Source organism: Microbacterium pollutisoli (assembly GCF_053586795.1).
The window spans coordinates 39332-53818 of the sequence record NZ_JBNYWT010000001.1; the positions used below are offsets into that span (position 1 = coordinate 39332).

Consider the following 14487-nt stretch of genomic DNA (forward strand, 5'->3'; position numbering starts at 1 on the left):
CACGACGACTAGTCTTCCTCGTCGGCGCCGTCGGATCCGCGCCGCTGCGCGAGGCGCTCCACGATCTTCTGCGAGAGACTCCCGCCAACCGATTTCGCGTGCTCCAATGTCGACAGGCCGAGTCTCCGCGCCGCATCGACGCTCTCGGCACCGGTCTCGATGGCTTTGTCGCGGGCTTCAGTGACGGCAGCACTCCAACGCTTCGCTTCGATCGCCCCATGCGCGGTTCCGATGCCGAGCCGCTCGTGAAAAGCACTGACATCGACCGCTACCGCGTTGCGTGACCGCACGACGCCCTCGGCACGCATTGGGTGAAGCAGGGCGCGGGCATTCGCGGAGCCTGCGACAGCATCGATGCGTTCGAGCAGCTGTCCGGTGGTGCCTGCGATGCGCTCTCGACGCTTGCGGCGGGCGGCCTGGAGGCCCGCGCGGTGGGCGTCCAATTCTTCCGGCTCCGCATCGCGGACGCGCTCGAGCTCGAGGACGGCCAGTCCATCGGAGAGCTGGAAGCAGCGTGCCAGGACAGCGAGCCACTCTCGGACGATCACCTCCGCAGACGCGGCAACCTCAGAAACCTCCCCGCGATTGCGCTTCTTCTCAAGCTTCTCGGCAAGCGCATCGAGTCGCCGTAGCGCGTACGCCTGTGTTGCAGCGATGGTCTGAGCCGTCCCTTGTACTCTCGACCACGTGACGTCCGAGACTCGGCCGGTATGTTCGCGGACCGTGATGGCGTCGTCGATCACGAGCCCTGCGCCGATCATTTCCGCGAGCACGGAGTCCTTCTGAGCGCGAAGAATGTCGTCGACCTTCTCATCGATCTTCGCGAGGTAGTCGGTGAGCTCATCCATCGTCTGTTGCATCGCCAGTTGAGCCATGAGCCCCGCTGCACCGGCGAGCACGGCCGGATTGGTGAATGTTGCTGTGAGCGTCTTCGGGTCAACGATTTCGAGCAGGCTCGACACCTTCCCCTTGTCGGTCGTCACGACGGCGCGCTTCACTCCGGAGGTCGAGCCCTTCATCAGAGAGCTGGTCTTCATCGCCTTGGCCGACTCCTCAGTCAGCTTGACCCACCGGCCCGCGCCCGCGGTGAGCTCCGAGCCCGCCTGCGCGACGCCCGCGGCGGTGCTCAATACCGACTGCGATCGCGACATGATCGCAATGTCTCGCGACGCGATGCCGGCGTTCGCGAGGTAGAGGTCGATCTCGGTGGCATCGCCGAAGAGGGCGATGCCATCGCCGTCGCTGAGAAGCTCGATTTCACTGCTCACCGGCACCCCGTTCCCGCGTCATCCCCGACGATCTTCCGCGTAGCGCGGCGCCATGGACTCCATCTGGTCCATGACGAGCTTGATGGCCTCCGGCTGCTTGTCCGGCGGGTACTTGTACTTCACGAGCAGGCGCTTGATCGACGACCGAAGCTTGGCGCGCACGTCGTCACGCACAGTCCAGTCGGTGCGCACGTCGCGGCGCATCACCTGCACCAGTTCCCGAGCGATCTGCGCGAGCACGCCTTCACCCTGCACATTCACGGCCGACTCGTTCGAGGCCACGGCGTCGAAGAATGCGAGCTCGTCGCTCGACAGCGGCGGTGAGAACTGATCGCCGCGCGAGGCCTCGGCGGCGACATCCTTCGCCATCTCGACGAGTTCGGCGATCACCTCGGCCGCGGTCAGCTGCTGGTTCGTGTAACGGCGCATGATCTCGGCGATCCGCTCCGAGAACGCCTGCTGGCGCACGAGGTTGCCACGCGTCGCGGCAGCTCCCGCGTCGATCAGCGACTTGCGCAGCGCCTCGATCGCCAGCTGCGGGTTGCGCGCGCGCTGCGCCTGCGCCAGGTACTCCGGGCCGAGATTGTCCAGCGCGATACGCGGCAGGCCGGCCGCCTCGTAGATGTCGAGCACCTCATCGGTGGCCATCGCCTCGGCCACGAGGTTGCTCAGCAGCCGCTGGATCTCTTCGGGAATGGGCTCGTCGCGCGCCTGCCGCTCGGCCGCGTCGTACTTCGCCATCCACACCCGCACCTCTTCGTAGAAGGCGATCTCGTCGTGCAACTCGGCGAGAGTGCTGCGGCCCGATGCCAGGGCCCAGGCCCGCGCAAGCTGCCCGCTCACCCGCCGGTACCGGTTCTTGAGCGTCTCGGTCTCGAGGCCGGGACGGTTCAGCGGGTTGCCGCTGTCGCGCAGGAAGTTCGTGGCCATCGTGGCGGCGGTCATATACGCACGGGCTCCGCCGCGCTGCCACACCTCACGCCAGGCGCAGCCGCGCAGCATCTCGCGGATCTCGGCGACCAGTTCGAGGGCGATGCCTGCAGCTTCGTCGACGCTGCGCCCGACGGGACGGGTCTGCTGGTCGTCGCGCGTGTACTCCGAGAGGGCCTGCGCAAGGTTGTCGGCCAGCGGCGCGTATGCCACGAGCAGTCCGTCCTCCTTGCCGCGGAATGTGCGGTTGACGCGGGCGAGCGTCTGCATGAGCAGCGCGCCCTTGAGCGGCCGGTCGAGGTAGAGGGTGTGCAGCGGGGGAGCGTCGAACCCCGTCAGCATCATGTCTTTCACGATGACGAGTTCGAGCTCGTCGTCCGGGTCTTTGAGCCGCTCCTTGATCGCCGCGTTCGCGGAATCGCGCCGTACGTGGTCGCTCACCGGTGGCTGATCCGACGCCGTACCCGAGTACACCACCTTGATGCGACCGGAATCGAGCGCATCCGCGTGCCAGTCCGGTCGCAGCTGCACGATCGCGTCGTAGAGCCGTGCGCAGATCTCGCGGGTGCCCCCGACGATGAGCGCTTTGCCGGGCGACTCGATGAACGGGATCATCCGCGCACGCCGCTCTTCCCAGTGGTCGACGAGATCCTGCGCGAGCTCGCGGATGCGCTCGGGCGCCCCGTACACTGCGTTGACGACGGCGACCGACGCCTCGAGACGCGCGCGCTCGGTGTCGTCGAGCCCGATCGTGTACTCGTCGGCGGCGCGGTCGATGTCGTCTTCGCTCGCATCTTCGGCGAACGCCACCTTGATCAGGCGAGGCTCGAAGTAGACGGGAACGGTCGCGCCGTCGGCGACCGCGCGGGTGAGATCGTAGACATCGATGTAGTCGCCGAACACCGCGCGCGTGTCGCGCTCGGCGAACGAGATCGGGGTGCCGGTGAAGGCAATCAGCGTCGCGTTCGGCAACGCATCGCGCAGGTGGCGTGCGTAGCCGTCGAGGTCGTCGTAGTGGCTGCGGTGCGCCTCGTCGACCACGACGATGACGTTGCGGCGATCGGTGAGTAGGGGGTGCTGGGCCCCGGCATCCTTCTCTTCTTTACTGAGCCCAAACTTCTGCAGCGTGGTGAAGTAGATGCCGCCGGTCACACGGCTGCGCAGCTCGTCGCGCAGCCGCGCGCGCTCGGTCACCTGGACTGGCTTCTCCGCCAACAGCAGGCTGCGGTCGAAGGTGCGGTAGAGCTGTCCGTCGAGTTCGTTGCGGTCGGTCACGACGATCACGGTGGGGTTCTTGAGAGTTGGATGCCGCGACACGAGGTTCGTGTACAGCTCCATCTCCATGGACTTACCCGACCCCTGGGTGTGCCACACGACGCCGGCCTTACCCGTCGACGAAACCGCGTGCACGGTGCTGCCGACCGCCTTGGTGACGGCGAAGTACTGGTGAGGCTTGGCGATGCGCTTGGCGAGACCGCCCGACCCCTCGTCGAACGCGGTGAAGTTGCGCAGCAGCTGCAGAAAGCGTTCCTGGTTGTAGAGCCCCGACAGGGCATCGTCGAGCGGCTGCACGTCGTGGCCGTCTTCGATGCGGGGCTGCTCGAGGCGGCCGCCGTCGTCGTCGACGTTCCAGGGTGCGAAGTGGTTGAGGGGAGTGAACGGCGTGCCGTACTTGGCGTCGAGGCCGTCGCTGGCGAGCACGAACACGCAGAAGCGGAACGCCATCGGAAACTCGCGCAGGTACGTGGTGAGCTGATCGCGGGCGGTCGCCGCGCCCGCGATCGCCGCGCCGGCGCGCTTGAGTTCGATGATGCTCAGCGGCATGCCGTTGACGAACAGCACGATGTCGAATCGACGGTGTAGGTCGCCCTGCCGGATTGTCACCTGGTTGACCGCGAGCCAGTCGTTCTGCGACGGCTCGGTGCTGAGCAGCCGCACGCGCACACTCTGCTCGGCGCCGTCGGCGTCGATGTAGGTGAGCGGATAACCGCCGACGAGGTACTCGTGGATGCGGTGGTTCTCGGTGATCGCATCCTGTGACTTCGGCGCGGCCAGTTCGGCGGCGGCCTGTTGCAGGTAGTTGAGCGGAACAGCGGGGTTCAGCTCTTGCATCGCGGCGACCAGCCGCGGCCGGATGAGCAGTTCGTCCCACGTGTCGCGTTCGTCGGTGCCCGGCGCGATCTGTTCTCCGCGTCGGGGCCGCCAGCCGAGCGGCTCGGCAAGCATGTCGAGCGCCGCAGTCTCCCAGTCGGATTCAGCCAGTCCAGTCACGTCACATCACATCCGTCAGCTCCGCGAAATCTTCTGCTCGGCAATCTTGCGGACAACGTCGAAGAAGCTGGGAGCATAATCGCTCCAGGCTTCACTGATCTTTTCAAGGTCAAGCTTGCCGGTGTGGACTTGCTCGCACAGACGCATCCACCCTTCGCCGGTTGCCGCAGTCAGCGCGAGCGCCACCGACGCGCCGATCACACTCCCCGCGCCAGGGATGACCTTGAGGAAGCTGCGTGCCAGAGCCTGCCCGGTCATCTGCACTCCCAGTTGCGCGAGCGCACCCGCTGACATCATCGTCTTGAGCTCCAGGTCGTAGATGGCCGCGATTCGCCCCATCATTCCGAGCTGGATCGGCGCCAGGGCCACCGCATCCGCGACAGGGATGGGAACTGCGGCAGCGGCGGCAGCAGCGGATGCCGCCGCTGCGATGATCGGCCGAGCCATCTCGCGCTTCCAGGGGAGGTTGAGTCGCTGTGCGATGCGAAAGGCATCCTTCTCGTCTTCAGGCGAAAGAGCGAGAGTCTCCGCGACGAGCTCACCGAGGCCGTGCCCCGATCCCTTTCCCTGCTTGTCTCGCGTTGAGGTGAGGATGACACGCTCGTAGGGGATCGAGATCGGCTGGTCGTTGTGGTCGACCGGGTTCTCGAGCCAGTCGACGAACTCCTCGACGCCCTTCGAGACGCCGCGCTGTCCGGTGATGCGGTTCTTGGTCCAGTCGACCTTGGTCAGCACGAGAATGACCGGCAACCGTGCAGACGCCAGTTCTCGGATCATCTCGATGTCAGCCGGCGTGAGACGGTCGTCATTCGCCTTGACGCAGTACCAGACGACCGAGATCTGCTGTTCGGCCGGATGACCTGCAATGACGCGCAGGTGCTCCCGCAGCTGCTCAGCCGGTGCCTTCTGAGACCCGATCTCGAAGCCCTCGACGTCCCAGATGCCGAGTGACTCATCGTGGTAATACCGCACACCACGGGTCACCGGCAGGCCTTTGCCGACCTTCGCCCAGTCACGCCCGAAGACGGCATTGACCAGCGATGACTTGCCGACGCCGGAGCCACCGATGACGGCGAGGTTGAAGCGTCCGTATCGCGATTTGGCCTCGGAGGTCGCGTCGAGAAAAGCGCGCCCGCTGATCTCGGAGGTGTCCACGTCCTGGGGCTCCGACTCAGATGCTATGTCCATCACTGCCTCTGTGATCTCACTCGCTGAACTCGAACGTCAGCGTGACTTCCGGGTCGATGCTCTCAACGATGCGGCTGTAGAAGTTGACAGCCTGGTCCTCGAGCAGAGGCCGGAAGCTATCCAGTTGCTCAGCGATCGACTCCTTGGCGAGCACTTCTTCAGCAATGGCGAGCTCGTCGATCTCGGGTGTTGCCCAACTCAGCAGCCCGTTGGCTTCGGTGGCGACGCTGAACTTGGGGTCGTCGTTGCCGAGCACCTCGAACGGGGGAATCGTGATCGCGTATGTCTTGTCGCCTGTGGGCGTGATGACGACGTTCCTGCCGTCGATTCCGAACTTGGCGTCGAACTCGTAGCGGAAGAACACGGTGCGGTCGCTCAGCGGAATATCGAAGAGCCCGAAGAACTCCTGGTTGTCCTGCTCCTCTTTGATGTCTGTGATTCCCACCGTGAGCAGGATGACCTGTTCTTCGGTCTGCACCGATCGCACGACCTGCACATCGCGGCTCTCGCCGGCGTTTAGCATCGAGCCAACGAAGTACGCGCCGACCATGGCCGCGAGGACCGCAAGCACGATGACGAATACGAGAAGGAACCTGGCCCAGACGGGTGACTTGGGCTTCGGTGCGACGGCGCTGGTCATGCGTTTGCTTTCATATGCGGGACATCATTGTCGGTTTCGGGTGGTGTACTGGAAATGTGGTCGGCTCATGGTCGCGCCATACCCGCGAGGAGCTTTGCCAGCCCCGTTTCGCCGACGATCGGAATGCCGTAGTCGCGCGCCTTCCGTGCCTTGCCTGACAGCGAGTCAGGGTCGGCGGCGACCACGAGCTTGACCTTCTTGGTCACCGCCGGGTGCGGCACCAGTCCTCTGCCACGCAAGTCGGCCTCCCAGTCCGATCGACCGCGGGTCATATCCCCAGTGAGAACGATCATGTCACCGGGCGCCAGCTGAAAGCGATCGCCACTCCCATTCGGCGAGGTCGTCGAATGGCTTTCCGCTTCCGTCATCGTCCGAGAGTCGACCTCGTCGGCGATGGATACCGGGATCTTCAGCAACGCCGCAACCGCGGCGAGATCCGCGCGCTCGGCATCGGTGAGGATGCCGTCCGACCACGCACGCTCGCCGAGCGCGCGGTAGTAGTCGACGTGCAACTCGTCGGCTCGCGCGCGGGTCACGCCGAGGTCTTTCGCGGCGTCGGCGAGCTCTGCGCTCTCGTGGGCGGAGATGTATCCGTCGAGCAGGCATCGATCCAGCAGCGCGAGGTACTGCGCGTCCGCACCCTCGACCGCCTCTCGAACGACGTTCGTAGAGATGCGCTCCAGAAAGCTCGGCGGCGCCGCCGACGAATCCGGGCGGGGCTTGACGGCGACGCCGGTGCGTCGCCCTTGCGGAAACGTGTAGGTGCGCCCGGCGTGCGCCACGGCATCCCAGTAGTCACTCCACCCCGGCCACTCTGCGCTCAGATGCCGGTAGGTACGCAGCAACTGGGCTGCCGCGTACGAGTCGGCGCCGGCGGAGTGCGCCTGTGAATGATCGATCGCGTAGGTAGTGCACGCGTGCACGAGCGAGGCCGACCCTCCCAGACCGAAGTTCGAGCCCAGCGTCATCGTGCAGATGCTCGGCGTGCCGCCGTTGAGCCAGTACCCCGCACGCTCGAACTCCGCCTGCAGAAATCTGAGGTCGAAGCTCGCGTTGTGGGCGGCGAACGCCCGGCCGTGCAGCAGTTCGGCGAACTCCGAGGCGATGTCACTGAACAGCGGTGCATCGAGGATGTCGACCGCGCGGATGCCGTGAATCTGCTGCGGGCCGAGATCCCGTTCGGGGTTGACGAGCGTCTCCCACCGGCCGGTGATCGTCCCGTCATCGTCGACGTGAGTCACCCCGATCTCGACGACTCGATGGTGGTACGAGGGCAGGATGCCGGTGGTTTCGAAGTCCACGACCGCGAACGCCATCACGCACCTGCTTCCTCGGCGATCCGCTCCGCGTCGCGGACACGGATCTTGCCGGACATGAGCTGCGGGAGCAGCGCATCGCGTGTCGCCGCGAGGGTGCGATTCTCAGCGAGAATGGAGCGGACCGAGGTACAGACTGCGTGAAGCCGCCTTGACAACGCGAGGCGTTCTTGTGCCTCAGGCCACGCGATCTCAACATCGCTGAGGTCCTTCCAACTCGTTCGAGGCATCCTCGTTCCCTCGCTCCGCGCGACTACCTCACGTACGACCAGGTCGCTGCTTAGCGCCGAGATGAGCATGCTCGACATGTCGGGGTCCTTCGCGCGAACCACCAATACATCGGTCGAACAGATACCATCCACGGGCGCGAGTACCACCTTGTGAAAGTACGGGCGCAGCTTTCCGAACAGCACATCGCTTTCCCGGAACCATGTCTTCCCGCTCGTAACGTCGTCAGCCACGCCGCTGGCGTCCAGCCACATCGACTTCCGGGGGATGTGCTCGAGACCGACGTATATGGTGTTCGGATCGAGTGCACGCGGCTCGGCGGAATCCCTAGGCGACAGCGCTATCTCGCCTATGCGGACGGTCCGTGTGGGACTCAAGGTCTCGTACTCTGCCCGTATCAAATTGTCCGCGACGGCGGCGAGGGTGGTGTTGGCGGCGATCTTGTCGTCGAGGGCACCCAGCACCTCGGCGATCGCCTGCTGTTCGGGGAGGGGCGGAATGGCCACGGGAACGCGGGCCAGCGTGCTCTGGTTCAGCGAAAGCAAAGTCGACCCGCCAGCATGCTGGAGGAGCCAATCCCGTACCGCGCGCCCACGCAGCTGGAATGCCACGAATCGCGAGTCCACGCCCGCGCGGGTCCGCACCCGGAGCCCATCAGACCCGAGAAACCAGCCCGCTTCCCGTGCAGAGACCCATGCGCTTCGGTCGACGGCACCCTTCCTTCCGAATACGATGTCGCCTTCGCGCAGGACGTACTCGCCGAGCCGCGAGGTGACTGATTGATCAACGCGGGGTGTGTCGTCACGGATCCGGAACTCGCCGTAACCGACTTCTCCGACAGAGATCACCGGCACTCCCTCTGCGCTGTACTCCGACGCTGAGAGGGCGGTGCCGAAGGGGCCAGACTTGATGCCTGCGTCCTCAGCGACGAGCTCGGACAAGGTTCCCGTCCGCCACTCAGACATCGACCCTCCCAAGCTGCTCGCGAACCACATCGGCCAGGCGGGCCGACTCGGCGAACTGCGACTCGAGCTCCGCGCGCAGGCGCGCGAGCTTCTCCTCGATCGGCTGGCCGTCGTCCTCTGCCTCGGCGGCGCCGACGTAGCGGCCGGGGGTGAGGGCATAGTCGGCGGCCTTGATCTCGGCCAGCGTGGCCGAGTAACAGAAGCCGGGAACATCCTCGTGCTCGGCGGGAGGGGCATCCGACGCGATGCCTCGCCATGCGTGGAAGGTACCCGCGATCTTCGCGATGTCGTCGTCGCTCAGGGCGCGCTCCGCGCGGTCGACCATATGGCCGAGGTTGCGGGCGTCGATGAACAGCACTTCGCCAGCACGCTTGCCCTTGTCTTTCGCGAAGAACCACACGCACACGGGGATGCCGGTCGACCGGAACAGCTGCGTCGGCAGCGCGACCATGCACGAAACGAGGTCTGCTTCGACGATCTCGGCACGGATCTGCCCTTCGCCGCCCGAGTTCGACGACATCGATCCGTTCGCCATGACGACGCCCGCCTGGCCGCCGGGGGCCAGCTTCGACAGGATGTGCTGGATCCACGCATAGTTCGCGTTGCCGACCGGCGGCACGCCGTAGCGCCACCGCGCGTCGGACTCGTTGCGCGCCCAGTCTTTGATGTTGAACGGCGGGTTGGCCATGATGAAATCCGCCTGCAGCTCGGGGTGCAGGTCGCGAGCGAACGTGTCGCCCCACCGCGGGCCGAGGTTGCCCGACAGTCCGTGGATGGCGAGGTTCATCTTCGCCATGCGCCAGGTGCGCTCGTTGAGTTCTTGGCCGTAGACCGAGATGTCGGCGCCCTCGCCGTGGTGCGCTTCGAGGAACTTCTCGGCCTGCACGAACATGCCACCGGATCCACACGCGGGGTCGTACACACGCCCGTGCGTGGGCTGCAGCAGCTCCACCAGCACCCGCACGACACCGGCGGGCGTGTAGAACTCGCCGCCCCGCTTGCCCTCGGCTGCGGCGAACTTCTCGAGGAAGTATTCATAGACCTCGCCCAGCAGGTCACGCGCGCGTCGCCCCGATTCGCCCGCCTGCCCCTGGCCGGCGAACCGCGCCGAGTTGAACAGATCGACCAGCTCGCCGAGCCGGCGCTGGTCAACGCTCTCGCGGTTGAAGATGCGGGGGAGTGTGCCGGACAGCTGCGGGTTGGCCTGCATCACGGCATCCATCGCCTCGTCGATCAGCGCGCCGATCGTCTTCTCGGCACCCTCCATCGACGGGCCCAGCCCCTTGGCGTTCTCTGCCAGGAACGACCATCGCGCGTGCGCCGGCACCCAGAAAACGCCCCGCCCCGTGTACTCATCGGTGTCGTCGATGAGCGCAGCGATCTGCTCGGCGTCGTAGCCGTCTTGATCAAGCTCGGCGCGAATCTGCGCCCGGCGCTCGTCGAACGCGTCGGACACGTACTTGAGGAACACGAGGCCGAGGATCACGTCTTTGTACTGCGACGCATCCATCGAGCCGCGCAGCTTGTCGGCCGCCTTCCACAGCGTGTCCTTCAGCTCTTTCATCGTCGACGGCGCCGCAGGTGCGGCTTTACGGGGACGGGGCATCGTGCTCCTCATTCGCTGCAGCGGTCGGGTGGCCGCTATCGGACAGAGTAATGGCACCGGCGACGACGCCAGCGGTCAGAACGTCGCGGTACGCATCGAGGCGTGCGATGCGCTCGCGCAGGTCGTCGCGCGCGGCGGCGATGTCAGCGAGCGTGCGCCGCAGACCCGCGATCGCGTCGGGTGTGACGCGGCGGAGCATCCAGCGTCGCCACGTGCCGGGGCCGGACGCCTGGCCGGCGATGTCGGCGGCGACGATCTCGGGCACCAGCCCGCCGGGGTCGGCGGGGTCGATGCGCAGCACCCGCGCGGGGTAGGCGACGACCGACGACCCCGCCGTGTCGACCCACGCGGCGGCAGTCGGGCTCGTGCGGAACACGACATCGCCGGGGCGGGTCAGCGGGGCATGTGGATGCCGGAGTGCGAAGGTCAGCGCGTCGATGCGCCGCGCGCCGATGCGCGTCGGGTCGTCGAGGTCGGCGGCGGTGACCACGACCAGGCCGGTGTCGTCGCCGTCGGCATCGGCCAGTCGCGTGCCGGCGATGACACGCGCATGGCGTTCGTGGATGAGATCGCCGAGCAGTGCCGGTGCGACGGATTCGAACGGAGCCGTTGCGGGTTCGACCCGCGGAGCTGCGAGATCGCCGGCGACGGCCTGGGCGGCCTCGTCGATGAGAGCCGGCAGCTGGCTCGGGTTGTGATCTGTGCGCGCGCGGCGAGTGGCCGCGCCCACCAGTGATCCACTTCGTGCGAGCAGCGACGACGTGCGCTGCAGCACTGCGAAGCGGAACGCGTGCGCCCGCACGTCGCGTGCCGAGCCGATGGCTGCCAGCACGTCGCTGACGAGGTCTTCGCGTGCGGCGCGCGTGGGCGCGGTGTCGGTGAGATCGGCGGTCGCGGTGAAGCGCTCGCCGAGCGGCACATCGCCCGTCGGCGGGCCGAGCACCCACACCCCGAGGGCCTCGCGCGCGGCGCCGGTGACCAGATTGGCCGGCAGTCGTACTGCCGCGCGCAGGCGACCACCGCGCAGCACATCCGACCGCACGAGGTCGGCCTGCCCGTCGAGCGCGTCGACGAGCGCGCGTGCGGGGCCGACCACCAGCCCGACGTCACCGTCGGCGAGGTGCAGCGCGACGTCGTCGGCTTCGGCGAGCATGGCTGCGATCGACAGACGTGGCACTGTCGGTACGCGCGCGATGCGCACCGATCGGCCGGTCGCGTCGTCGTCGGGCCAGATGCCGTCGGCGAGCAGCCGGCGACGGATGCCGCGGGCTGCGGCGCCCGGCAGAACAGTGAGCGGATGCTCGTCACCGACGGCGCGGACCAGCCTCGCGGCGAGCCGGGGATCGATTCCGCGACCGATCAGCAGGTGTCGGCCGGTGTCATGCGCGACCAATGCGGCGGTCATGGCGCTCAGCAGGTCTGTGGCGTCGTTCGTAAGGGCGGCCGTCGAGCCGACGCCCGTCTCGTGGGCCGAGTGCTTGGCGTGGATCAGGTCGAGGGCGTTCGTCGGCGAGTATGCCGAGTCGACCAGAGCATCGGTATACGCCGTCCAGTCACGGCCCTCCGCCACATGACGTTCGACCTCGGTACGCAGGTGTGTGTCGTTCGGATCGATGCTCGCGGCCGCGAGCATCAAGTCGTGGGACGTGAGTTCGGAGAGTCTGCCGTATCTCGCCTGCAGAGCGACCAGCGCCGCGAGCTCATCGACGACCGCCGGGTCGGCGAACGAGAACCCGTCCGGCGCGGCTGCTGCGGCGACATCCGCCACAGCGTCGGGATTGTTGCCCCGCCCGGTGTGCGCGAGCCAGCGTGCGACCTCACCCGCATCGAAAATCGGGGCGGCGGGAGTGCCACCGATCGATGACGGGAAGGCGTCGGGGCCTGCGCCATAGCGGGTGCGCCACATCGAGACGACCGGCCGCTGCACGCGCGCGAGCTCGGCGATGCCGCTGAGTGACACACGCAGTACGGCGTCACCTCGCGGCGCTTCGGTCACGGCGCTCGAGGTCATGGTCGAAACGATAGCGAGAGCTACCGACGCGAGGCGAGCGTCGAGGTGATAAGGGGGCTTATCGGACGGATTCGCCCAGTTGGTTGAATGCCGGTTCTACGTTCGGATCAGGCGGTCATCACCGCTGGAGCGGGCGGGTCACCGGTGGGGTGGCTGGGGAACCGGACCCGCCCGCTCATCTCGACCTCGCCCCGATCACACAAGGAGCACTGATGCGCCGATTCACCTCACTCATCGCCGCCGCGGCAGTCGTCGCCGCGCTGACCGGCTGTACCTCCGCGCCGGTGGAGCCCGACGCCGACCACCTGCCGTCGGCTGACCCGGTCGTCACCGAGCCGGCGCCCGAGCCCGAGGCACCGGAAGAACCCGAGCCGACGCCGAGCTCCGAACCGGCGTTCGGCGAGCGCATCGTCAACGATCGCGGCAACGTCATCAAGGAAGTGGGTCAGCTCGCCGGGCTGACGCTGAGCAACAGCGACGACACCGCGGCGCAGCTCGTCGTCACCGACATCGTCGTGGACATCGACTGCACCAACGAGTTTGCCGACCCTGCCCAGAATGGCCACCTCCTCGGCATCCATCTCAATGTCGAGACCACCCCGGCGCTGGCCCAGGACCCCTACCCGTCGCTGTCGTTCTCTGAGTACGGATGGGTCGCGTTCGACGCCGACGACAAGCGGGTCAACGACCCAATCGGCAACGGGCCCTACTGCATGGCCACGAGCGACCAGCTGCCCTACGACATCGGTCCGGCGCAGAGCGTTTCGGGCTGGGTCGTGCTCGACGTGCCGACCGAGCACGGATCGGTCGCGCTCACGATGGGCGCGCCGACCGGCTGGGAGTGGTCGTACTGACGGCCACGACGCCACCGATGAAGAACGCAATCACAAAGGAGGAAGCAGCATGACCACCCCGTCCTATCCCACGCCGCCACCCCCCGGACCCGTGCCGCCGGTGCCCACGTTCGACCCTTCGCGGGCAGGCGGGCCGGCCAAGTCCTTCATCGCAACCTGGCTGTTCGCCTGGCTGCTCGGCTTCTTCGGCGTCGACCGGTTTTACCTTGGCAAGATCGGCACGGGCATCTTGAAGCTCGTCACCCTCGGTGGCCTGGGCGTCTGGGTGCTCGTCGACCTCATCATGGTGCTCGCGGGTGCCGCCCGCGACAGTCGTGGCCGCCCGCTCGAGGGCTACGACAAGTCCAAGGTCATCGCCTGGATCGTCACCGGGGTCGTCATCGTCCTGGGCGTGGTGATCGGCGCCGTCAACGGCGCGACCCCGGGTTCGGGTGAGGAGCCGAGCGCGCCCGCCGTCGAACAGCCCGTGGATTCTGCGCCCGAACAGCCCGATTCTGATGCCGAAGAGCCGGCCGAAGAGCCCGAGCCCGCGCCCGAGGAAGAGCCCGAGCCCGAGGTCACCGCGAGCTCATGGGCGAACGAGGAGTGGGGCGAGTTCGCCGTGCTGGAGGAGTCCGGATCGGGCGACTCGCTGGTCATTCTGCCCGAAGGTGCACAGGGCGGCATCATCACTGCCACGCACGACGGATCCCGCAACTTCGCGATCTCGGTGATCGACGCATCGAACCAGTCCACCGGCGAGCTGTTGGTCAACACGATCGGCGTGTACACCGGGACCACCGCGTGGGGGCTCAATGCCTTCGGCGAGGGTACGCGGCTGCAGGTGACAGCCGATGGCGCCTGGACAATCACCGTGCAGCCGATGGGCGAGGCGCCCACCGTGGCGCCGTCGGGCACCGGTGACGCCGTGTTCCTCTACAACGGCCCGGCCGCGGCGCTCACCGCCACGCACGACGGCGAGCGCAACTTCGTGGTCTACGAAGAGACGGCCGAAGCGTTCAACATCGGGCTGCTCGTCAACGAGATCGGCGCCTACAGCGGCACCGTCCCGCTGTCAGCCGGCCCGTCGGTCATCACGGTGACCGCCGACGGCGGCTGGACGCTCGTCATCGAGTGATCACGCGTGGGGTGGCGCTCCACGGTTGAGCGCCACCGAGCCGGCGACGTGCGAGCACGGCGCGTCATCCTTCCGAACGACCCGGATCGGGTG

General features: G+C 66.9%; 10 protein-coding genes. 2 read left to right on the forward strand and 8 right to left on the reverse strand.

Annotated elements, in window-relative coordinates:
• Positions 1 to 8 precede the first annotated feature (8 nt).
• The 8 genes from ACQ143_RS00215 to ACQ143_RS00250 all read right to left on the reverse strand — a co-directional run bounded on the left by ACQ143_RS00215 (position 9) and on the right by ACQ143_RS00250 (position 12423).
• Positions 9 to 1268: a hypothetical protein gene (locus ACQ143_RS00215; protein ID WP_449568713.1), complete on the reverse strand. Its 1260-nt coding sequence runs from the start codon at positions 1266 to 1268 to the stop codon at positions 9 to 11.
• An 18-nt stretch (positions 1269 to 1286) separates the two neighbouring features.
• On the reverse strand, positions 1287 to 4469 hold the full coding sequence (locus ACQ143_RS00220) for a type I restriction endonuclease subunit R (RefSeq protein ID WP_449568714.1): 3183 nt from the start codon (positions 4467 to 4469) through the stop codon (positions 1287 to 1289).
• A gap of 15 nt (positions 4470 to 4484) precedes the next feature.
• Positions 4485 to 5624 carry a GTPase family protein gene (locus ACQ143_RS00225; RefSeq protein WP_449568715.1) on the reverse strand — a complete coding sequence of 380 codons (1140 nt, stop codon included), beginning with the start codon at positions 5622 to 5624 and terminating at the stop codon, positions 4485 to 4487.
• A gap of 49 nt (positions 5625 to 5673) precedes the next feature.
• Entirely contained in the window at positions 5674 to 6297 is a 624-nt protein-coding gene (locus tag ACQ143_RS00230) for a hypothetical protein (protein ID WP_449568716.1), read from the reverse strand.
• A gap of 65 nt (positions 6298 to 6362) precedes the next feature.
• Positions 6363 to 7613: an exonuclease domain-containing protein gene (locus tag ACQ143_RS00235; RefSeq protein ID WP_449568717.1), complete on the reverse strand. Its 1251-nt coding sequence runs from the start codon at positions 7611 to 7613 to the stop codon at positions 6363 to 6365.
• A complete protein-coding gene (locus ACQ143_RS00240) occupies positions 7613 to 8806 on the reverse strand; it encodes a restriction endonuclease subunit S (protein WP_449568718.1) in 1194 nt (397 codons plus the stop codon). The genes ACQ143_RS00235 and ACQ143_RS00240 overlap by 1 nt, the downstream gene beginning before the upstream one ends.
• Positions 8799 to 10412 carry a class I SAM-dependent DNA methyltransferase gene (locus ACQ143_RS00245; RefSeq protein WP_449568719.1) on the reverse strand — a complete coding sequence of 538 codons (1614 nt, stop codon included), beginning with the start codon at positions 10410 to 10412 and terminating at the stop codon, positions 8799 to 8801. Before ACQ143_RS00245 ends, ACQ143_RS00240 begins: the two co-directional genes overlap by 8 nt.
• Positions 10396 to 12423: a hypothetical protein gene (locus ACQ143_RS00250; protein ID WP_449568720.1), complete on the reverse strand. Its 2028-nt coding sequence runs from the start codon at positions 12421 to 12423 to the stop codon at positions 10396 to 10398. The genes ACQ143_RS00245 and ACQ143_RS00250 overlap by 17 nt, the downstream gene beginning before the upstream one ends.
• Before the next feature lie 212 nt (positions 12424 to 12635).
• Here ACQ143_RS00250 and ACQ143_RS00255 point away from each other — a divergent pair, with 212 nt between their 5' ends.
• Both ACQ143_RS00255 and ACQ143_RS00260 read left to right on the forward strand, forming a co-directional pair.
• Complete coding sequence (locus ACQ143_RS00255; protein ID WP_449568721.1) at positions 12636 to 13277, forward strand: hypothetical protein; 642 nt, start codon at positions 12636 to 12638, stop codon at positions 13275 to 13277.
• 49 nt (positions 13278 to 13326) lie between these two features.
• A complete protein-coding gene (locus tag ACQ143_RS00260) occupies positions 13327 to 14394 on the forward strand; it encodes a TM2 domain-containing protein (protein WP_449568722.1) in 1068 nt (355 codons plus the stop codon).
• Positions 14395 to 14487 lie beyond the last annotated feature (93 nt).